At 38.8% G+C, this 20755-nt stretch carries 19 protein-coding genes; 12 read left to right on the plus strand and 7 right to left on the minus strand.

The features are described 5' to 3' along the window. Nucleotides 1–67 precede the first annotated feature (67 nt). Nucleotides 68–2389 (plus strand): DUF5723 family protein, encoded by a 2322-nt coding sequence (locus LVD15_RS10950; RefSeq protein ID WP_233780373.1) that lies wholly within the window; start codon nt 68–70, stop codon nt 2387–2389. A gap of 67 nt (nt 2390–2456) precedes the next feature. On the opposite strand, the gene LVD15_RS10955 is transcribed toward LVD15_RS10950, so the two are convergent. The 6 genes from LVD15_RS10955 to LVD15_RS10980 form a co-directional block, all read right to left on the minus strand. Continuing rightward, nucleotides 2457–3356, minus strand: a complete 900-nt coding sequence (locus LVD15_RS10955) for an SDR family oxidoreductase (protein ID WP_233780374.1) — start codon at nt 3354–3356, stop codon at nt 2457–2459. A 3-nt stretch (nt 3357–3359) separates the two neighbouring features. Further along, nucleotides 3360–4220 (minus strand): peptidylprolyl isomerase, encoded by an 861-nt coding sequence (locus tag LVD15_RS10960; RefSeq protein ID WP_233780375.1) that lies wholly within the window; start codon nt 4218–4220, stop codon nt 3360–3362. 8 nt (nt 4221–4228) lie between these two features. Next, complete coding sequence (gene hemC, locus LVD15_RS10965; RefSeq protein WP_233780376.1) at nt 4229–5161, minus strand: hydroxymethylbilane synthase; 933 nt, start codon at nt 5159–5161, stop codon at nt 4229–4231. Continuing rightward, nucleotides 5162–6280, minus strand: coding sequence for a DNA polymerase III subunit (locus LVD15_RS10970; protein ID WP_233780377.1), 1119 nt, complete (start codon nt 6278–6280; stop codon nt 5162–5164). Between the two features lies 1 nt (nt 6281). After that, a complete protein-coding gene (locus LVD15_RS10975) occupies nt 6282–7469 on the minus strand; it encodes a GlmU family protein (RefSeq protein WP_233780378.1) in 1188 nt (395 codons plus the stop codon). Between the two features lie 78 nt (nt 7470–7547). Beyond that, nucleotides 7548–7793 (minus strand): type B 50S ribosomal protein L31, encoded by a 246-nt coding sequence (locus LVD15_RS10980; protein WP_233780379.1) that lies wholly within the window; start codon nt 7791–7793, stop codon nt 7548–7550. A gap of 206 nt (nt 7794–7999) precedes the next feature. Here LVD15_RS10980 and LVD15_RS10985 point away from each other — a divergent pair, with 206 nt between their 5' ends. The 11 genes from LVD15_RS10985 to LVD15_RS11035 all read left to right on the plus strand — a co-directional run bounded on the left by LVD15_RS10985 (nt 8000) and on the right by LVD15_RS11035 (nt 16732). Further along, complete coding sequence (locus LVD15_RS10985) at nt 8000–9691, plus strand: hypothetical protein (RefSeq protein ID WP_233780380.1); 1692 nt, start codon at nt 8000–8002, stop codon at nt 9689–9691. A 52-nt stretch (nt 9692–9743) separates the two neighbouring features. Next, nucleotides 9744–11567, plus strand: coding sequence for an ABC transporter ATP-binding protein (locus tag LVD15_RS10990; protein ID WP_233780381.1), 1824 nt, complete (start codon nt 9744–9746; stop codon nt 11565–11567). A 71-nt stretch (nt 11568–11638) separates the two neighbouring features. Continuing rightward, nucleotides 11639–11989 carry a hypothetical protein gene (locus tag LVD15_RS10995; protein WP_233780382.1) on the plus strand — a complete coding sequence of 117 codons (351 nt, stop codon included), beginning with the start codon at nt 11639–11641 and terminating at the stop codon, nt 11987–11989. Nucleotides 11990–11995: 6 nt separating this feature from the next. Continuing rightward, nucleotides 11996–12571 carry a D-sedoheptulose 7-phosphate isomerase gene (gene lpcA, locus LVD15_RS11000; RefSeq protein ID WP_233780383.1) on the plus strand — a complete coding sequence of 192 codons (576 nt, stop codon included), beginning with the start codon at nt 11996–11998 and terminating at the stop codon, nt 12569–12571. A 2-nt stretch (nt 12572–12573) separates the two neighbouring features. Then, entirely contained in the window at nt 12574–14112 is a 1539-nt protein-coding gene (locus LVD15_RS11005) for a YifB family Mg chelatase-like AAA ATPase (RefSeq protein ID WP_233780384.1), read from the plus strand. Nucleotides 14113–14349: 237 nt separating this feature from the next. Continuing rightward, nucleotides 14350–14574 (plus strand): hypothetical protein, encoded by a 225-nt coding sequence (locus LVD15_RS11010; protein WP_233780385.1) that lies wholly within the window; start codon nt 14350–14352, stop codon nt 14572–14574. Continuing rightward, nucleotides 14559–14729 carry a hypothetical protein gene (locus LVD15_RS11015; RefSeq protein ID WP_233780386.1) on the plus strand — a complete coding sequence of 57 codons (171 nt, stop codon included), beginning with the start codon at nt 14559–14561 and terminating at the stop codon, nt 14727–14729. Before LVD15_RS11010 ends, LVD15_RS11015 begins: the two co-directional genes overlap by 16 nt. A gap of 281 nt (nt 14730–15010) precedes the next feature. Next, on the plus strand, nt 15011–15370 hold the full coding sequence (locus LVD15_RS11020) for a VOC family protein (RefSeq protein ID WP_233780387.1): 360 nt from the start codon (nt 15011–15013) through the stop codon (nt 15368–15370). A gap of 4 nt (nt 15371–15374) precedes the next feature. Beyond that, complete coding sequence (locus tag LVD15_RS11025; protein ID WP_233780388.1) at nt 15375–15812, plus strand: EVE domain-containing protein; 438 nt, start codon at nt 15375–15377, stop codon at nt 15810–15812. Next, a complete protein-coding gene (locus tag LVD15_RS11030; protein WP_233780389.1) occupies nt 15805–16266 on the plus strand; it encodes a MarR family winged helix-turn-helix transcriptional regulator in 462 nt (153 codons plus the stop codon). Before LVD15_RS11025 ends, LVD15_RS11030 begins: the two co-directional genes overlap by 8 nt. A gap of 202 nt (nt 16267–16468) precedes the next feature. Continuing rightward, on the plus strand, nt 16469–16732 hold the full coding sequence (locus tag LVD15_RS11035) for a hypothetical protein (protein ID WP_233780390.1): 264 nt from the start codon (nt 16469–16471) through the stop codon (nt 16730–16732). A gap of 79 nt (nt 16733–16811) precedes the next feature. On the opposite strand, the gene LVD15_RS11040 is transcribed toward LVD15_RS11035, so the two are convergent. Next, nucleotides 16812–20750, minus strand: a complete 3939-nt coding sequence (locus tag LVD15_RS11040; protein WP_233780391.1) for a DUF3859 domain-containing protein — start codon at nt 20748–20750, stop codon at nt 16812–16814. Nucleotides 20751–20755 lie beyond the last annotated feature (5 nt).

Below are 20755 nucleotides of genomic sequence, written 5' to 3' on the forward strand. Positions count from 1 at the left end.
GGGTTACTTTTTAAGTCTCAGAATAATGTAAAAATTGTTATATAGTATTTTTTTAAATAAAGGTTTTATGGTGAAGTTTTACTCATTTTTTATTTTATTCATATTTTTCCATTTAGGACTCCAAGCACAGGGATGGCTGGGGTTTCATTCTAGTAACTACGCAGGAGTTCAAGGCATAAGTCATCAGCCAGCTTCTATTGCAGATAGTAGGTATAAGTTTCAGTTGAACTTAGTTTCTTTTGATGCTTTTGCAGCCAATAATTATTACTCAATTCCTAATGAAGATTTTAAGAAGTTCGATATAGACACAGATCGGCTGATTGAAAGCTCAAAGAGTAATGGCAAGGGCGTTTTTATGGCTTCTGAGGTTTATGCACCTTTTTCATTTTTGCTTACTATGAGTCCAAAGCATGCGCTGGCTGTTACTGCTAGAGTTCGTATGATGGCCAATGTTGACGGAGTAAATGAGGATGTTGCCAATTTCCTGGATAGACTGGAAGATGAGGATGGCTTCGTTATTGACCCGGGAGAAAGTTATGACGTAAGTGACCTCTATGTACAAAGCCATGTTTGGGCTGAATATGGCCTTACTTATGGTAGAGTGGTAATGGATAAAGGAGATCACTTTTTAAAAGCAGGAGGTACCTTTAAATTGCTTGATGGCATCGCTTCAGGATATGGCTATGTAAACAGCCTGCAGTATGACGGGCTTCAAGATGATAGAGTGAATGTTCCTAATGTGGATGTATACTCTGGTTTTAATGATGAATTTGATGAAGATGATTTCGAATACAAGCCTTTATCTAACCTTGGTGTAGGGTTTGATTTGGGAGTGGTGTATGAGTTCAGGCCAAATATTGATTCATACCAGTATAGTATGGATGGGGAAGATGGTTTGTGGAGAAGAGATCAGAATAAATATAAATTTAGAATAGGCCTTTCCTTACTTGATTTAGGAGCAATAAAGTATAATCGAAGTAATGATAGTGGTCATATTACTGGTAGCGAAGATAATATTGATGTCAATAACCTTGAAGGAGATGAGGCAGATATTATAGAAAGCCTTTTTAATTTTGAAAGAGGAGGCGAGTATACCATGAACCTGCCTACGAGGTTAGTAGGAGATTTTGATTATAATGTACATAAAGGTATTTACTTAAACTTCACTTCTCAGATAGCTTTTAAAGGAGGTAGTGGTGATTTGGAAAAGACCCGCTATGTGAGCACGGTATCACTAACTCCAAGGTGGGAAAAGAAGGGTATAGAGCTCGGTTTGCCTTTCTCTTATGATAAGTTTGCTAATTTAAATAGTGGATTCTATTTCAGAGCCGGTCCGGTAGTGTTAGGTTCCAGAGATTTGGTGAGTACTTATGTTTTTGGTAAGGATCCTACCAGTGCCAATGTGTATTTCGGATTAAGGTTTGGGATAAAGTATAAGAAAAAGAAAGACCGTGATAATGATGGTGTTTCTAATAAAAAGGATGTGTGCCCTAAAGTGCCTGGTGTTTGGGCTTTTAAAGGCTGTCCTGATACTGATGGAGACGGAGTGCAGGATAGTGAAGATAAATGTCCTGAAGTAGCTGGAGTAGCTGAACTAAACGGTTGCCCAGATAGCGATGGTGATGGAGTAACTGACAGTGAAGATGAGTGTCCGCAAGTAGCCGGCCTTAAAGAATTTAATGGCTGTCCTGATACAGATGGAGACGGAATTAAAGATGCTGATGATGAATGTCCTGAAATAGCTGGTAAAGCAGAGTTCAATGGCTGCCCTGATACTGATGGAGATGGTGTGAAAGATAGCGAAGATCTATGTCCTAACTTGGCCGGGCCTGTGGCTAAAGGTGGTTGTCCTGATACAGATGGAGATGGTATTTATGATAATGAAGATAAGTGCCCGAACCAGCCAGGACCAGTAGAAAACTCAGGATGCCCTTATGCGGATACTGATGGTGATGGAGTAATTGATGCGGCAGATGAATGTGTGCTTATCCCCGGAGTACCAGAAAATAACGGTTGCCCTGCTATTAAAGAAGAGGAGCAGGAGATATTAAATACTGCTTTTAAAAATCTTGAGTTTGAAAGCGGAAGTAATAAAATCAAGGTGTCTTCTTATAGTGCTTTGGTTGAGCTAGCCAACCTTTTAAAAGCTAAGCCTGAGTGGAGATTGCAGATTTCTGGTCATACTGATAGTCAGGGTAGTGCGGCTACTAATTTGAGATTATCTAAAAACAGAGCTCAAGCTGTGGCTGATTTCTTGACAGAGCAAGGCTTGGAAAAGGATCGTTTTGAAGTGCAAGGTTTTGGAGAAACTCAACCGATCACAGAAAATGATACAGCAGAAGGAAGAAAGCAAAACAGAAGGGTAGAATTAGAGGTATTAATGAAATAGGTAATTCTATTTTGATAAAAACAAAAGGGCTGGAATTAATTCCAGCCCTTTTGTTTTTATATCCTGCTTAAGCTAATTGACTTTTTAATACTTCCAGTCCTTCTTCAAAAGAATGAGGCTGATACCCTAAGTCATTTTGGGCTTTACTTATTACGAAGCCTGTTTTGGGAGGCCTTTTTGCTGTTTGCTTAAATTTGGATCCATCCGTTTTTGTTATCAGGGACTGATCTAATTTGAAAAAGTCAGCAGTTTTTATGGCCATTTCATAAGGAGAAAGCATCTCTTTTCCACTAATATGGTAAATGCCTTTTGCTTTGTTCTTGGCTATTAAGAAACAGCCTTTTGCCAGGTCTTCAGCCAGTGTAGGAGTTCTCCACTGATCATCTACTACCTGTATGTTCTTTTTGCTTTCTAAACTATTTTTAACCCATAAAATAATATTGGATCTACTCATGTCATGGGCAATACCATAAACAAGCACTGTTCTGGCTATGCTCCAAGAAATGTTACTTTCTATGATTAGTTTCTCTGCAGCCAGTTTACTTTCACCATAAAAATTAACAGGAGCTGGTTCTGCATTTTCTTCAAGAGGGCCGTAGGTGCCATCAAAAATAAAGTCTGTAGAAACATGAACCAGGTGTGCTCCACTTTTTTCTGCAGCAGCTATAAGGTATTCTACGGCATGTACATTTAACTGCCAGCAACCATCCTTATCAGTCTCGCACTGATCTACGTTAGTCATGGCTGCTGTGTTTATGATCACCTCAGGTTTGTGTTTGGCAATTACTGCACTCACTTCCTCTTCAATAGAAATATCCATTGATTCGTAAGTATACTGATTGTCAAAAGAAGGGAGTCTGTTTTCTCCTCTGGCGGTGGCTATAAGTTCAATGTCCGATTCGCTAGTAAGGAGCTTAACAAGTTTTTGACCAAGAAGGCCGTTAGATCCGGTAATTAGTATTTTCACTTTTTAATTAGGGTTAGGGTATTCGTATCCGTATAATTTAGTAATTTTTTTCTTAGGAATTTGTTCAACTTCTACGGACATTTTTAAATCCTCAACCGGACGGTCTCTGCGATCTGTGGGCTGTTCAGCTATTTTGTCTATAATGTCAAGCCCATCTATTACTTTACCGAAAACAGTGTATTCATCGTCTAAATGAGGGGCACCGCCTATAGTGGTATAAGCTTCTAGTCTCTCTGGGCTTACTGTTTTGGAAAGATCTACAGCCATTACCTCTTCTATATAATCTTTCATTTCCATTAGCTTTTTGCCGTAAGCTTCGGGGCCTTCATTTTGATAAACGTTAAAGAGCATTTCTTTTACAGAATCCTGATCAGCACGGGCCATGAGTTGCTGAGCAGTGGCTCCTAGCTTTTCCATATCAGTGGTAAGCTCCTCTTTAGTCCAGGTTTTACCTTGAACTATATAAAACTGACTTCCACTGGATTCTTTTTCAGGGTTAATTCTATCACCCTGACGCGCAGCAGAAAGTGCTCCTTTAGCATGATAGTGGTTCTTATTAATCTCTGCAGGAATATTATATCCAGGCCCACCAGAACCGAGAGGCACATTCTTTTTTGCATTTTTAGAATCTGGGTCTCCTGTCTGAATCATAAAGTCTTTAATTACTCTATGAAATAACAAGCTATCATAGAAGCCATCTTGAGCCAGTTTAACGAAGTTTTCCTTGTGTTCAGGGGTGTCGTCAAACAAGACGGCGTGCATGTCACCATAGTCTGTGTGGATGGTTACAAGGTAGTCTTTTTCAGAAGCACACGAGCCCATGGCTAATAGAAGGCATGCTAGAATTAGGATTCTGTTGGTCATGAGTGTAATTAAAGTTGATTAAGTTTTTCTCTAATATCAATAAGGATTTCTTCTCCACCTGCGGCTAATACTTCTTCAGCCAGCTCTTCTCCAGCCAGTTCTCCATCTTCTATTTTGTGCATCATGCGCTTTCTAATGATCTTGTCACCTTCAAGGTTTACAATACCTCCTTTTACGGTGATGGTTTCATCATGCACGTCTGCAAGCGCAAATACAGGTATGCTACAGCCGCCTTGTAAGGTTCTGAGGAAAGCACGCTCACAAAGTAGCCTTGTTTCAGTAACATCATGGTTTACATACTGCCTGATAAATGCTCTTTTTTCGTCAGAAAGATTAGAAGAAGCTTCTATAGCAATGCTACCCTGGCCTACAGCAGGAATAAACTTATCTAATGGTAACTTGGAGATAATCATATCATCATATCCCATTCGGTGCACTCCGGCGTACGCCAGAAGCAGTGCATCGCAAGCACCATCCTTCATTTTTTGAATTCGCGTTTGTAAATTACCTCTTACAGAAACAGTTTTTATGTGAGGGTAAAAATGCTTCAGCAAGGCTACTCTTCTGGTGGAAGAGGTGCCTATAACCAGATTTTCCTGCTCTAAAGATATTTTCATATCTAAGCCTACTAATGCGTCATTTACTACTTCTCTTTCAGTAAATGCTATGAGCTCAAACCCTTCAGGCAGTTCAGACTGCATGTCTTTAGCACTGTGCACCGCTATATCGATATTGCCTTTCTCTAGCTCGGCTTCAATTTCTTCGGTAAACACACCCTTACTTCCTATTTTAGCTATGGAAACATCAAGGATCTTGTCTCCCGTAGTCTCAATAGTAATGATTTCGGTTTCAGCACCTCCTTTATTAAGTAAGTCAGCAATGTGCTCTGCTTGCCAAAGGGCTAGTTTGCTACCTCTTGTTCCTATTCTGATTTTATTCATTTACTTAATTATTCTTGCTATTTGAAGCGAAAGATCTAAGAATATAATTTTTGGACTGGCATTACGCTCCAGGTGGTAATGCGCGTCATTAATAAGCTTGCTTATAGATTCTACTTTAGCACTATCCATTACTTTGCTAAAGTTTTCTATAAATGAACTTACTACTCCACTCACTCTTTTTAAATCAGGAGCGGCATTGTATATAATGGCTTCTCTAAACATGTTAAGAGCATAAAGAAATAAGCTTCTTTGTGCCACCTTATTCATGCTATGAAACTGATCACTTTTTATAACCAGCTCGCTAAAATCTTTTCTGAAGCAGTCACGCATCCAGTCAGTAAATAGCTGGTGGCTGTCATCTTCTATATTGTTAAGCAGTTTTACTGCCAGGTTATAATCTCCATCAGCCAAATGAGCTAGCTGGTGGGCTTGCTCAGTTTGTATGCCGTGACTTTTCTCTAGCATCTGTTGAATGCTCTCATCGCTGAACTTAGGGATAGTAACTATCTGTGTTCGCGATAAAATGGTGGTGAGTAAGCGTTCGGTATCATTAGAAACCAGCAAGAAAATGGTTTTTTCTGGCGGTTCTTCTAATATTTTAAGAATGCCGTTGGCTGCAGCAGCATTCATATATTCTGGTAGCCAGATGATCATGACCTTATACTTGCCCTCAAAGGCTTTTAAGGAAAGGTTTTTAATGATCTGTCTACTTTCTTCTTTTGATATGTTGACCTGCTTGTCTTCCCCTCCGTATTGGGCAGACCAATTATCTAGCCCTCCGAAAGGAGAGGAGGTAAGGAAGGAGCGCCATTCCTTAAGATAAGAGGAGCTGATTACATCCTTACCGGTGATGTTTTTGGTGGCACTTACAGGATATACAAAATGCATGTCCGGATGTATGAACCTTTGATTTTTATAACATGAAGGACATTCTCCGCAAGCATCAGTTTCTGATGGATTTTCGCAGTTTAGATAATTGGCAAATGCTAGGGCCATAGGTAAATTAGGGCTACCTGGTTTACCCATAAATAGCTGAGCATGTGCCACATGATCACTGCTCACGGAATTTATAAGCTGCTGTTTTACGTTATCAAGTCCTTTTATATCTGCAAATAGCATATTATTCTTTCTCCCAGGTGCGGTATTTTGCGGTTAGTTCAAATACTTTATCTAAAATCTCTCTTTCAGTATCGTCAAAAAGGATCTGCCTTCTTTGCATAACTTTTTCTGCTACTTCACAGGCTTTTGCCGTACGGTAGGTGTCAAAACCATTGGCTCCACCCCAAGTAAATGAAGGGACGAAGTTTCTGGGTTGTCCTGCGCCAAATATATTGCAAGAAACACCTACTACTGTACCTGTATTAAACATGGTATTGATGCCACATTTAGAGTGGTCTCCCATCATCAGGCCGCAGAAAGTTTCTCCTGTGTCAGAAAAAGAATCATTGCTGTAGTCCCAAAGACGAACCGGAGCGTAATTATTTTTTAGGTTAGAGGTGTTGGTATCAGCGCCCAGGTTGCACCATTCGCCCATTACAGTATTGCCAATGTAGCCGTCATGGCCCTTGTTGCTATAGCCGAAAATAACAGAATTACTCACCTCTCCACCTACCTTGCAGTACGGGCCTACAGAAGAATCACCTCTTATTTTTGCACCCATGCTCAGTACAGAACCTTCGCCCAAAGCAAAAGCCCCTCTGATCATAGCGCCTTCACTCACCTCTGTGTTTTTCCCTATATAAATGGGTCCCTTTTCTGCATTGATAATGGCAGCTTTTATAGTAGCGCCTTCTTCAATGAAAACATTTTCTTCTCCATACACAATGGTGTGCGGATCTATAATGTCAGCAGAAGTTCGGTTATGAGTGATTAGGTCGAAGTCAGCTCTGATTTGTTCGGCATTCTTCTTGAAGATTTCCCAGGTATGACCAATTATAGTTACTGGTCTATCATAAGGAAATTTCTCCATGGTGTCCAGCTTTTGTAAGTCGAGCTGGTTTATCTTAGCAGCTATCACATGCTCGCCGCTGGTTAGTACTGTATTTTCAGAGAGAGATAATACAGCTTCTAGCAGAGCATTGTCCGGGCATACCGCTCCATTGATCCATAGATTGTTTTCTGTATCTATCAATGGAAATTTTTTACTCAGGTAGGCCTCAGTTCTAAAGGAAACATCAGTTTTCAGTCTTCTAACCCATTTTTCAGTTATAGTGAGTATTCCTACTCTTATTTCTGAAACAGGTCTGGTGAATGTAAATGGAAGCAGCGAAAGCCTGATGGTTGGTTCATCAAAAAGGATAACATTCATGGTTGCAAAAATAAAAAAGTCTTCAGGATATAAGCACCCTGAAGACTTTTTTATATGATAAATGTTATGCTTAAAGAATTACTTCTTTTTATATTTTTTGTTGAATTTCTCAACTCTACCCGCTGTATCCACAAATAGTTTTTTACCAGTGTAGAAGGGGTGAGATGCTGAACTAACCTCCACCTTAATTAGAGGGTACTCTGTTCCATCGTCCCATTTAATGGTTTCGCTTGATGACATGGTAGATTTCGTCAAGAACTTATGGTCGCTTGATGTGTCGTAGAATACTACCTCTCTGTACTCAGGATGTATGTCGTTTTTCATTTTATATACCTTTTCTTATCGTTCTTTCCAAAAGAGGCACAAAGTTACTCATTTTAATTATAACTGCAAATGCTTTTCGGTTTATTTCTGTGGTTCCCTTTTGTTAATTATTGTTATTAACTTTTGGTAATGTAAAGGTAAATATAAAAATTCCATTATTTTGCACTTTTATATAGAAGGTCTGTATTAAGGCTAATTTTTTTATTATGAGAGATTTAAAGAGTATTTTTCTACTAATAGCGGTGGTGTTGCCGCTGTATTCACAGGCTCAGAGTGCGCTGGCGCCATTGAATTCGGACTATTATCACACTGTAGACAGATATGAAATATTAGGAGGAAAAATATATCCTGGCTTTTTTACTTCATGGAAAGGTTATGAAAGAGCGGATATTGCTGATTTTGTAGATTCTCTCAAGCAAGAAGATTATAGCTGGAGCAAAAGTGATGCTTTTAACCTCGAGTACCTGAGTAATGATAACTGGGAATTTGCGGATAGCTCTAATAATGAAAGTCGTAAGCCTATTCTAAAGCATTTTTATAGAAAAAAATCAGACTTTTATCATGTGGATACGGAAGATTTTGATCTCCATATTAATCCGGTCATTTACTTTATGGGGGGTACAGAATCAGCTTCAAGTCAACGAACTTACATCAATACCAGAGGAGTAGAGATAAGAGGTATGATAGATAAAAAGGTAGGTTTTTATTCTTTCATCGGAGAAAATCAGGCCATTTTTCCTGAATACGTAATGTCAGATATTCGTCAGAATATAGTAGTGCCTCATGAAGGGTTTTGGAAAGGGTATAATGATAATGGAGTGGATTTTTTAACTGCTCGTGGATATATCACATTCAACGCTACTAAGCACATTAACTTGCAGTTTGGTCATGACCGTTTCAAAGTAGGAAACGGATATCGCTCTTTGATTCTTTCTGACTATGCTCCCGGATACTTGTTCTTAAAAATGCAGACTAAAGTATGGAAGCTTAACTATACTAACCTGTTCACTGAAATGACGGCTAATGTAGAAGGAAATAGTACGGGCCTTACAGGAAGTAGAAGGTATGATAAAAAATTCATGTCACTTCATCACCTGAGTTTAAATATTGGTAAGAAACTTAATGTAGGTGTTTTTGAAGCGGTAATATTTAGTAATCCGGATTCTTCTGGAAATAATAGTTATGAGCTGAAATATCTTAATCCTATAATTTTTTACAGAGCCATAGAACAACAAAACGGAAGTTCTGATAATGTGTTATTAGGGGCTGATTTTAAATGGTTTCCAATTAAAAAAGTATCTCTTTACGGTCAGTTTGTGCTAGATGAGTTTGTTCTGGAAAACTTTAAGTCTGGTAATGGCTGGTGGGGAAATAAATATTCTTTGCAGTTAGGGGCTGAATATGTTAATGCGCTCGGTATAGATAACCTTGATCTGCAGGTAGAAACCAATATTGCCAGACCATACATCTATAGTCATGACACTGATTATGGTAGTTATTCACATTATAACCAGTCATTGGCTCATCCGCTGGGAGCTAATTTTAATGAGGTGATAGGCATACTCAGGTATCAGCCTATGGGTAGGTTGCAGGTAACAGCCAAGCTTATTAGGGCAGAATATGGTACTGATGGAGAAGGTCAGAACTGGGGCGGAAATATATTATTAAGAAATCAGACCAGAGAGCAGAATGAAAATAATGAGATAGGACAAGGAATAGGAACTACGCTTATGTATGGCAGTTTAGCGCTTTCTTATCAGTTTAAGCATAATTTATTCGTAGATCTTACCCATATTTACCGTGATCTTAAGAGTGATCAGGAGAGTTTAGATGAGAATACTAATTACACTTCTCTGGCACTTCGTTGGAATATTCCCCACAGGTACAACGAGTTTTAATTGGAAACGGGTAAATTCGCAGATTGTAGGGTTAATGGGTTAATAAAAAGTTATGAAACTGTTCTTTAGAGTATTCAGGTATGCGCACCATTTAAAAGTGCTATTTCCTCAATATGTATTATATATATTTCTTAGTGCGGCCTTTAGTGTAGTAAATTTTGCCATGCTTATTCCTTTGCTCAATGTACTTTTTGGGCAGGATACGGTAAAGCAATTTGAAAAACCAACTGAATTTTCGCTGTCATTAGATTACGCCACAGATTATTTCAATTATTATTTTACTACCATAGTAGAAAATCAGGGTAAAAAAGAGGCCCTAATGTTCGTATGTCTGGTAGTGGTCGTTTCTGTGTTGCTAACCAATGTGTTTAGGTACCTGGCGGCTATTGTAAGTGCCAGAGTAAGGCTAGATGTGATCAAGAATTTAAGAATGGCCATTTATAATAGGGTATCAATCATGCATCTAGGCTTTTTCTCTAATGAAAGAAAAGGAGACCTCATGTCTCGTATCACCAATGATGTACAGGAGGTGGAAAATTCGGTTTTGAATAGCCCCAAATCATTATTAAGAGAGCCTGTTCAGGTGGTATTTTACTTTATTACACTTTTTGCTATTTCATATAAGCTTACTTTATTCACTATATTAATATTGCCAATTTCTGGTGGTGTATTAGGCTATGTGGTGAAAAAACTGAAAAGAAAGGCCGTTCAAAGTCAAGAGTCACTTGGGCGGATAGTAAATATTTTAGATGAGACCTTAGGGGGCATTCGCATAGTGAAGGCTTTTAATGCTTTGAATTATGTAAGAAAGAAGATGGATGATGAAACGGACTTCTTTAAAAAAGTGAACCTTTCTTATGCACACAGAAAAGAAATGGGATCACCTATCTCTGAAGTGCTAGGCGTAGGTATAGTCACCATCATTTTATATTATGGTGGTAGCTTGGTGTTAGAAAATGATGCTTCATTGAATGCAAGTCAGTTTATTGCTTATTTGGCTATTTTCTCTCAAATTATTTCACCTGCTAAAGCCTTTTCACAAGGAATATCTACCGTGCCTAAAGGTTTAGTAGCTGCAGAGAGAATTTTTAGTGTGGTGGATACCACGCCCGCTATTACCAACAAGCCTAATGCTCAGGTGCTACCTTCTTTTGAAAATGAACTCACTTTTGAGCATGTAGACTTTGCTTATGATAAGGAAAAGGTGCTTAGTGATATTAATGTTACTATTCCTAAAGGAAAGATGGTAGCGCTGGTAGGCCCTTCAGGTGGAGGTAAATCTACTTTGGCTGATTTGATACCACGCTTTTACGATCCTACCGGTGGAAGCATTAAAATTGATGGAATAGATTTGAGAGACTATGACATTGATTCCATTAGAAAGCATATGGGTATTGTTACTCAGGAATCTATACTTTTTAATGACACTATTTTTAACAATATTGCTTTCGGCTTAGAAGATGCTAAGCGAGAGGATGTAATACAAGCGGCTAAAATTGCTAACGCGCATCAGTTTATAGAGGGGATGGAAAACGGATATGATACCAATATCGGAGATAGAGGTATGAAACTTTCCGGCGGGCAAAGACAGAGAATAAGCATAGCAAGAGCCGTGTTGAAAAATCCACCAATATTGATTTTGGATGAAGCCACTTCAGCGCTTGATTCGGAATCTGAAAGGCTGGTTCAGGATGCACTTTCTAACCTTATGAAGAACAGAACATCTCTGGTAATAGCACACAGATTAAGTACCATACAGTATGCTGACGAAATAGTAGTAATACAGGACGGAAAGGTGATAGAACGCGGTTCTCATGCCGAATTATTGAGCCAGGAAGGTGTGTATAAAAAGCTAAATCTGATGCAGAATACTTGATTAATTTTTGTATTTTTAATTTTAACGAAAGTAATAATTCTATAATTTGCCCTCTTTCAATGTATTAATTTATGAAGAAGCCGAAGTCTATATTTTATCTTATCTATTTTTTATTTCATGTCTCCCTGTTACTAGCCTCGATCTATGTAAACTATAAGTCAGAGGACTTTGAGTTTCTTATTAATTTGAGGGGGCATATGGATCTCATGATTTATGTTACCATCCTGGGACTGATATTATTTTTTGTAGATGTGGTGCTGGTCACAATGACTGTCAGATCACATAAAAAAGAGAAAGAAAAACTAGAACATGAGATAAATTCCCTCAAGGCAAAAATGTTTGATTTACAATCTGTAAGCGGTTCTCAAAGAACTACAAGCACCATAGCAGAAGGGGATAAAGAGGAAGAGAAAGATCAATAATTATTTATGAGTAACTTACAGTTGATAAAGCAGGAGCTATTGCAGGCTTCTGATGTGTTAGACGATTTTTTAACCGACACTTCAAACATTCAAAAGATAGAGCGCGCAGCTAACTTGTTTGTAGAAAGCTTTAAGAAAGGTGGCAAAGCCATATCTTGTGGTAACGGAGGTTCGCACTGTGATGCCATGCATTTTGCAGAAGAGCTTACAGGCCGTTTTCGTGATGAAAGAAAACCCTTGCCCGCAGTGGCCATTTCAGATTCCAGTCATATTACCTGCGTAGGTAATGATTATGGATATGATAAGGTTTTTTCTCGTTTTGTGGAAGCTTTAGGAGTAGAAAATGACGTGCTTTTAGCGATAAGCACCAGCGGAAATTCTAAAAACATTCTGGAAGCAGCTCGTGTAGCCAGAAGTAAAGGCGTAAAAGTAGTGGCCCTTACCGGTAATGGTGGTGGCGAGCTAGGTGAAATGGCTGATCTGGAAATTCGTGTGCCTCATTATGGTTATGCAGATAGAATCCAGGAAGTACACATCAAAATAATACATATTCTTATTATGCTCATCGAAAAAATGGTGTAATTATGTTAGCAAAGACTTTTGGAGCGGCAGTTTACGGAGTTGATGCGAAAATTATTACCATAGAAGTAAATGTGGGGCAGGGCACCAAGTTTTTTATGAGTGGCCTGCCTGACAGTGCTGTAAAAGAGAGTGAGCACCGCGTGGAATCAGCGGTGAAATTCCATAGATTTAGAATGCCTCGCCAAAAGGTGGTGGTGAATTTGGCTCCTGCTGATATTAAAAAGGAAGGCAGTGCCTATGATTTGCCTATCGCGTTAAGCATTTTACAAGCTTCGGATCAGATAGTGGCAGAAAAGCTTTCCCAATATGTTATCATGGGCGAGTTGTCATTAGATGGTGAGCTGAGGCCTATAAAAGGCGTTTTGCCTATAGCTATTGAAGCCCGAAAGAATAAATTTAAGGGCTTTATCCTACCTAAAGAAAATGCCAGAGAAGCAGCCATTGTCAATGATCTGGATATAATTGGAGTAGAGAATATTAAAGAAGCAGTAGACTTTTTTGAGGGCGATCTGCAAATAGAACCTTTAGTGATAGACACTCGAGATGTGTTTATGGCTGAGCTAAATAATTATGATTTCGACTTTAAAGATGTTCAAGGTCAGGAAAATATAAAAAGGGCATTGGAAATTGCCGCAGCTGGCGGCCATAATGCTATTATGATAGGTCCTCCCGGGGCTGGAAAAACCATGCTGGCCAAGCGGTTATCATCCATTTTGCCTCCTTTGTCTCTGGTGGAAGCACTGGAAACTACTAAAATACATTCTGTGGCAGGTAAGCTGGGAGCTAAGGCCAGTCTTATATCAACAAGGCCATATCGTGCCCCTCACCACACCATTAGTGATGTGGCTTTGGTAGGTGGCGGAGGGAACCCACAACCTGGAGAAATTTCGTTAGCTCATAACGGAGTATTGTTCTTAGATGAATTGCCAGAATTTAAGCGAACTGTTTTAGAGGTAATGCGTCAGCCTATGGAAGAGCGTAGAGTCACCATTTCGCGAGCTCGTATTTCGCTAGACTACCCCGCTAATTTTATGCTGATAGCCAGTATGAATCCATGTCCTTGTGGATATTATAACCATCCTGAAAAGGAATGTGTATGTGCTCCTGGTGTGGTGCAGCGTTATCTCAGCAAAGTAAGCGGCCCTTTACTAGACAGGATTGATCTGCATGTAGAAGTGACTCCGGTATCATTTGATGAAATGACGGCTAATAGAAAAACCGAAAGCAGCGAAGAGATCAGAGATAGGGTGATACAAGCGCGAGATAAACAGATAGAGCGCTTTAAGGAGACACCAGCTATCTATTGCAATGCCATGATGCCTTCTCAAATGGTGAAAGAGGTATGTGATATCAATGAAGCCGGCCGTACATTATTAAAAACCGCCATGGAAAAGTTAGGCCTCTCTGCCAGAGCCTATGACCGTATCCTGAAAGTGTCTCGCACCATAGCCGACCTGGCAGGCACTGATGAAATAAGAATAGAACACCTGGCCGAAGCCATTCAGTACCGTAGTCTGGATAGAGATGGCTGGGCAGGGTAATTATTTTATTTCTTCTTATTAAGTCATCATTAATAGAAATATTAAATGAGAGTATTAATATAGAAAAATATACGAGGCTGATTGACGATGGGGGGTGCTGAAATAATTTGAGGATGAATATGTTTAACAGGTACTCTATAATTAATTGAAAAGATCACGAAATATACTACACAACAATCTCCATTGAATGATCTAATAATGATAAATAATCGTTATTTGTAGTAAATGAATTAAACTATGAGTAAGACACAAATACAGAAGTTAGAATTATTAGAGTGGATGGCTTCATTACAGGATAAATCTGTAATTGCAGAGTTGACCAAGTGGAAGGAGGAACACCAGCGTGCGACTTTAGAGCAATATAATGCCGAAATAGAAGAGGCGGATGCGCAGATAGAAGCAGGTGATTACTTGTCCCATGATGATGCCGTGAAAAGGATCGGCTCATGGAAAGAAAAATAGTATGGAACCAAAGGCCTGTTGATTTTTTGCAAAGGGCCTTGAAAAGAATAAGTGTAGAATCTTACCAGATGGCTGAGCGTTTAGAAGATGGCATTTTGTCTGCCTTGCTTAAGGCCAAAGAAAACTCTGAACGTTACCCAAAAGACAGCTTTTAAGCAAGATAATAATGGCTGTTTTACAGCTTTTGAAAATTATAGTTATCGCGTAGCTTACAAGTTTACAGAGAAAGAAATTAGAGTTTTACGTATCAGACATGTAAAACAAGAGCCTTTGTCTTATTGATAATCCTTGTTATAAATACCCTCCAGCCTATTATTATTTTGGTATTCTCCCAATCATTTAATGCTGATTTATAGATTCTTAAAAAAATGCGGAAGAATTGTTTTTGTAATGTTGTCATGTATATTATATTTGTGGCTACAAAAATGATAACATAATGAGACAATTAACATTTGCTTCACTTCAGGTAACTAATTTGGATGCTTCAAAGGAATTTTACACAGAGAAATTAGGCTTTGAAATAGATAATTCTAATCCACAGGCTTGTGTGTTTAAATACAATCAAGGTGAGGCTAGTTTTGCCATTCGCACACCACTTGAGCCGATTGATGAAAAGGAATTGGGTGTTGGTGTTGCTCTTTGGTTTGCGGTAAGCGAAGATTTAGACCAACTGAATGCCAAATTCATATCAAATGGGGTGGCCACTGTTCAGCCTATTTTTGATACTCCTTTTGGTAGAGCTTTTCATGTTAAAGACATTGATGGTTATAAACTAACTTTTTTAGATCCGAAATAGTCATATGGAATGCGTAACTAAATACTGGCTTGCAGTAGCTTCAAAAGATCATGTAAAAAGTGGAATTACTCAGGGTATTGCGCAGACTTGTCATGGTAAAGCTGCTCCTTTAAAAAGAATGAAGAAGGGTGATTTTGTGATTTATTATTCTAGTAAGCAAACCTTAGGTAGGCCAGAAAAATGTCAGCAATTTACTGCATTAGGTAAGGTTTTAGATGATGAAGTATATCAATATCAGGCGTCGGAAGGTTTCTGTCCTTCAAGGAGAAATATTGAGTTTTTAGATAGTAGTGACATTTCAATTCTTCCGTTGATTGAGGAATTAGAATTTATTCTAAATAAAAAAAGTTGGGGATATCCATTTCGTTTTGGTTTTTTTGAGATCAATAAACATGACTTTGATTTAATATCATCACAAATGCTTCAACATCAATATGCATAAAGAGATCGATTTTCAATTTAAACGTCCGGAAGATAGCCCTGGTTATTTATTGGGGCAGTTAACTCAATTATGGCAGCGCAACCAAAAGAAGGTGTTAGATCCTTTAAATTTAACTTCTACTCAATTTGTTTTGCTGGCTGCATTGGGATGGCTGTCAAAAAAGAGTGATGCAGTAACACAAATAGACATAGCAAACCAAAGTAATTCTGATAGAATGATGGTTTCTAAAGTGCTAAGGACTTTGCAGGAAAAGAAGTTTATCAGTAGAAGGGAGCACCCTACTGATACCAGGGCAAAGGTGATTCAATTAACGGAGGCGGGTGCAAATGTTCTTCAAGAAGCTTTGGCGGCTATTGAGCGTTCGGATATTGACTTCTTTTCTTCTTTGGGTGATAAATTGCCAGTTTTTAATCAGAAGATGGCTTATTTAATTAAGCAAAATAAGGAAGAATAGAATGTTATTGATTCATTGGCTGAGCAAATTTTTGCCTGGGAGTAATTAATTGCGTCCAGGCATTTCTGTTTTTTAGTTCATATAGAGAAATTTCGGAGCAGGAGAAATCCATCAATTAACATTGGTGGACGGTTGATTCTGTGGCTGACTTAACCACTACTTGCCCATCTACCTCTAAAAAATTAGCTTAGCAATTTAACTATTGAATGATAAAAGAATGCTGGATAGATTTTTTATAGAGAAATTAACCAAGAAAGGAAAAATAGCCTATTGGCTTATTCAATTAGGTCTTGATGTGGTTTTTATACTTTCACTGATATTTATTTTTGGCTATGATTCAGATGATCTTTTCCGTGATCGTTATTATGTGTTGATACTGGGAGTGCTGGTGGCCATGTTCATTTCGGGTGGCATTTGTTTGGCCTTTTGGAAGAAGGAAGAGGAGTCTGATAAGGAGGAAGCGTAATCTAACCCATCATTGATAACAGAATTTTATAAAATTTAACAGGAGTTCCGAGCATTCAGAACTCCTGTTAAAATAATAATTAGGATACGCTAAAACTTTTTTCTGCGAGTATATTGCCATCAGTATCTAGTGCGGTGAATTGATATTCGCCAGGTATTAATTCCTCCTCTGTTTCAAAGAACCAGCCTAAGAAAATATTCGAATTGCTATAGCCATTCTGTTGCCAGCCCGATGTCTGGTATTTTATTTCTTTGGTTTCAGGGTCTATAGTCGGATGTTTTACCTTAACATCATGCACCAGTACTTTTGGAGCATTTTCAGGGTCAGTAGCTGTAAATCGGAATCCAAAGTACATGCCTACTTCCGCATTAATTTCTGTAGTTTGGTTAGTGCATTCTGGCTCAGTGGCAGTTTTATTGGTAGAGCCACTTTCAGGATCAGTATTTCCTCCCATTACATACACGCCATAGTCTACTATGTGGAAGGCCGTATTAGTATCAGGCTTGAGCTTATATCTTTCTATAAGCATCTGCACATGATCCTTGAGTTTTAAGGATTCGCTGTTGGCAAGGCTCAGTATAAAAGCATGATAACCAGGTAGGTGAACTAATGACGAAAGTAGAGGTAACTGCGTGGCTATTTTCTCTTCTAATACATAAGCCCTGATGTCAGTTCTTTTGGCCAGATTGTTAATGAACGAGATGTTATTTTCACTGACCAGTTTTTTGAAAATGGCCTTTCTATCAACGTTCATGCTCATTAGCATATCAAAATAGGCGCTATCCTGAATGCCCAAATCCATTTGCAGGTGCTTATATGAAATCATGCCGAGCATACGGAAGGTAGCCATCTGCAGTTGAAACTTGGTTTTAAGGATCAGCTCAGAAATAGTTATGTCGTAATAATTTTTCATCCCATTGAGGAACCAATAGTTATTGATACCATGCCTGATGAATTTTTCCGCCTGCTCCTGGGGTGTAAATCCCATCAAATAACCCAAGGCTTGCCTAAGCACATGTGCAGAAAAGTCTGAGTTTGAAAACTCAATCAGTTCTTCATAGTTAGCTTGTGGGCAAGAGGTGTCTATTATGATCAGTTTAGTGCGCGCCTGATGTATGTTTTCTGCATTAAAACCTTTTTGGATAAGCCATAATAAGTCTTTTCCATATACAGGAACGAGCTTATTACCCTGTTTTTGTAAAACAAGATGTCCCCATTCTTTTAGGTTGATTACCTGTTCAGCATGGTTCTCGTCTGCCAGGTCTTCAGGCTTGCTTATCTCTATTTCGTTAAGGATTTGATGGACCAAATCTGGGTGTCCTCCCCATTTATCCCATTCTATATACTCAAAATAAATGCTCTCAGATTGAAGCCTGTTTTTAAAGTAAATAGCCGGGTGCTCTACCACAAATTCCTTTTTGAGCTGCCTGGAGATAAGGTCGGTCAGTAGGTTATCATAGTCTCTGGTAAAATCATCTTCAGGAAATGCTTTTGCTGCATCATTGAGCACTTTAAGCTGTGTGTCTCTGGGAAGAAGCAGTACTCCTTCATCAAGAGCTTTGCGTTGTTCTTGAATGGTGGAGGCTAGAAAGTGATTACTAGGGGCTGGTTTTTTCCTATCTACCCATTCGGTGAGCAAAAGTTTATAGTGATCATTTCTGTTAGGGTCAGCATCACCAGCATATTCATCTATTAAATAGCCCCAATAGCCAGCATCAGAAAGCCCTTGTGGCGTAAAGAGCTCGAGCATATTAAGCATATTGCCCGAATGATCGAGGCGATATTCATGAGTTTTATAAGCTTTAGATAACAAGTTAACAACCCTTACCGGGGCCAGATGAAAGGCAAGCTTTAATAATCTGCCTAAGGCATCAGTACACGCTAACTCTTCATGTTGCGCTCCAATGTGAGCTGTATAGAGTAGCTTTTGCGTTTTATCAGAGAAGTTTCTCAGCCATTCTATATTTTTTTGTTTTCCCGAAATCTCATGATCGTCATATTTCAGGTGCTTTTTTATGGATTCAAAAGCCGCATTTTCACTTGCCTTTAATGATAACTTTTTGCCATTTTGAATATAAACACCTGTTTTAATATAATCAGAAAAGGCGCTCATAACAGGGATAAGTGCTCGGGCTTCCTTTTTGTGACTTTCGGTGAGCGTGTTCGGCTGATCAGACTGTAGCATATCTATGATATACTGCTGAGGGAACTCAGTGTCATGATATAAGTCACTTATAATAGCATCTACTGTGTGCTTATTAAGGTAATCAGCCGCTGCACTCACCATATTGGTGCTTTCTGTATTTTCAGATTCACGGTGTATGATATAGGCAGCTATTACTGATACTTCTTCAGTACCATATTGCTGTGTAGAAGTATAGTTATCATCATCATCTTCATTAAAGGGCGCAGGAGCTACGAACAGCTTTTCAGGCAATTTCTCATTGGCCTCTTTGCGGTTGTCTCTAATCAACTTATAGCATTCGTGCAGAAATTCTTGAGTAACTGTACTCTTACGGCTAACAAATGAGTTGAGCTTGGTTTCTAATTCAACTAACCAATCTGTAGCATATCTGGTTTCGTATTCTTCTTTGCTGCAAATTTTCCGATCGAAAACAAGACAATCTTTAACTGTAGGAGGAAATGGCGCTTTGCCATTAAGATGAAAAATGACCTCTATTAACCGAAGCAGAATAGCATGACATTCTTCTGCTTCAATGCCATTTTGAGAGCACCATTTTTTGTAACGCTTTATAAGTGGATTGAATAGAAATTCCAGATCAGTCCACATGCTGCTTAGGGAATAGCCTACTTCTTCAAAATCTTCTAAAATGTCAAAACTAGCCTCTTCTGCGCGTTGAAAAATGTCTCTATGCTTAATGGCTTTTAAGATCGAAGGATCTGTGCCTTCTTCTATATAAGACCATAAAGGCTCTCCATAAGCAAAACCTTTTTTAATGAAGGTTTCCCATTTTGTAAGTGGTTGTTCAGGTTTTGAAACTTCCTTCTTGCCTTGTCTGCCTGCTTGCGGAGGCTCTGACGTGGATACAATCGGTTTGCCTAGTCGTTCTTCTACATAAGCTTTGAGCTCCGCGATCTCTTCCTCGGCAGATTTATTTACTAGCTTTTGTGTTAGGTATTCATCTATGTCAAAATCATCATCCCAGGAGTCGTAAGGATAATGGAGCACCATCATTTCCTGCACCATATGCTCTATGGGGTTAGTAATGACGTACCTGATGTCATCAGTATGTTGTAAGAACGACTGATTTTGGAAACGCTCAACTAGCAAATCTTTAAAAAGCTGATAGTTGCTTTCTTTTTCTCTAAAGAAACTAATGAGGTCGAAATGACTGCCAATGGCGTCTTCTGGAACTTGTCCATTATAAACATCATATCCTAGCATGTATGACCGAGCCATGCTATTGTCACAATAACAGAATGCCTTGAGTGTATCTTCAGTAATGCCTAGTGGCCTGGCCCAGTTGTCTAACTCAAATAGTGGCTCCATCATGTGCTCATCATCCCAGTAAGGGATAAGAAAGCCTGCCATAAGATAGCCGTATTTAGGATATACAGTAGCCGTAAGTTTTAGTGGAGAAATAGCGAAGGGAGACTCTACGGTAATCCACATTTCAGCGGAGTCGTTAATGAGTCTTGAGAAATCAACGAATTTTTCGCAGGTTTTCTTTATGTCTTCTTCAAGCTCAGGGTGCATTAAGGCACAAGCAAAAAACAACGTTTCTGTAAGTGTATTCGTCGTCAGATCTTCTTTTTCTTCCTCTTCGCAAGGATATATAGCCTCATCCAGAAACTTCATAATCGCCGGATGATCTTTAAAAAAGCTTAAAGGTATGGCCTCCACTTCTGGTTTAAATACCACCACACAATAGTCTGAGCTAAATGCCTTTTCTGATTCTACCAGCTCACCATAAGTGGTGAGCCCGTCTCTAATAGAAGTGACGTCATTGGGAGAATAATGAATGATGTATTTAGGAGTCTTTTCTTCAAAAGCCATTTATG

Origin of the sequence: Fulvivirga maritima, from assembly GCF_021389955.1 — a bacterium.
Classification (GTDB): domain Bacteria; phylum Bacteroidota; class Bacteroidia; order Cytophagales; family Cyclobacteriaceae; genus Fulvivirga; species Fulvivirga maritima.

What these genes read in the sequence shown, in the direction of transcription:
- LVD15_RS10950 (WP_233780373.1), top strand. Translation starts at nt 68, where the DNA reads ATGGTGAAGTTTTACTCATTTTTTATTTTATTCATATTTTTCCATTTA.
- LVD15_RS10960 (WP_233780375.1), bottom strand. Translation starts at nt 4,220, where the DNA reads ATGACCAACAGAATCCTAATTCTAGCATGCCTTCTATTAGCCATGGGC.
- hemC (WP_233780376.1), bottom strand. Translation starts at nt 5,161, where the DNA reads ATGAATAAAATCAGAATAGGAACAAGAGGTAGCAAACTAGCCCTTTGG.
- LVD15_RS10970 (WP_233780377.1), bottom strand. Translation starts at nt 6,280, where the DNA reads ATGCTATTTGCAGATATAAAAGGACTTGATAACGTAAAACAGCAGCTT.
- LVD15_RS10975 (WP_233780378.1), bottom strand. Translation starts at nt 7,469, where the DNA reads ATGAATGTTATCCTTTTTGATGAACCAACCATCAGGCTTTCGCTGCTT.
- LVD15_RS10980 (WP_233780379.1), bottom strand. Translation starts at nt 7,793, where the DNA reads ATGAAAAACGACATACATCCTGAGTACAGAGAGGTAGTATTCTACGAC.
- LVD15_RS10985 (WP_233780380.1), top strand. Translation starts at nt 8,000, where the DNA reads ATGAGAGATTTAAAGAGTATTTTTCTACTAATAGCGGTGGTGTTGCCG.
- LVD15_RS10990 (WP_233780381.1), top strand. Translation starts at nt 9,744, where the DNA reads ATGAAACTGTTCTTTAGAGTATTCAGGTATGCGCACCATTTAAAAGTG.
- LVD15_RS10995 (WP_233780382.1), top strand. Translation starts at nt 11,639, where the DNA reads ATGAAGAAGCCGAAGTCTATATTTTATCTTATCTATTTTTTATTTCAT.
- lpcA (WP_233780383.1), top strand. Translation starts at nt 11,996, where the DNA reads ATGAGTAACTTACAGTTGATAAAGCAGGAGCTATTGCAGGCTTCTGAT.
- LVD15_RS11005 (WP_233780384.1), top strand. Translation starts at nt 12,574, where the DNA reads ATGTTAGCAAAGACTTTTGGAGCGGCAGTTTACGGAGTTGATGCGAAA.
- LVD15_RS11010 (WP_233780385.1), top strand. Translation starts at nt 14,350, where the DNA reads ATGAGTAAGACACAAATACAGAAGTTAGAATTATTAGAGTGGATGGCT.
- LVD15_RS11015 (WP_233780386.1), top strand. Translation starts at nt 14,559, where the DNA reads ATGGAAAGAAAAATAGTATGGAACCAAAGGCCTGTTGATTTTTTGCAA.
- LVD15_RS11020 (WP_233780387.1), top strand. Translation starts at nt 15,011, where the DNA reads ATGAGACAATTAACATTTGCTTCACTTCAGGTAACTAATTTGGATGCT.
- LVD15_RS11025 (WP_233780388.1), top strand. Translation starts at nt 15,375, where the DNA reads ATGGAATGCGTAACTAAATACTGGCTTGCAGTAGCTTCAAAAGATCAT.
- LVD15_RS11030 (WP_233780389.1), top strand. Translation starts at nt 15,805, where the DNA reads ATGCATAAAGAGATCGATTTTCAATTTAAACGTCCGGAAGATAGCCCT.
- LVD15_RS11040 (WP_233780391.1), bottom strand. Translation starts at nt 20,750, where the DNA reads ATGGCTTTTGAAGAAAAGACTCCTAAATACATCATTCATTATTCTCCC.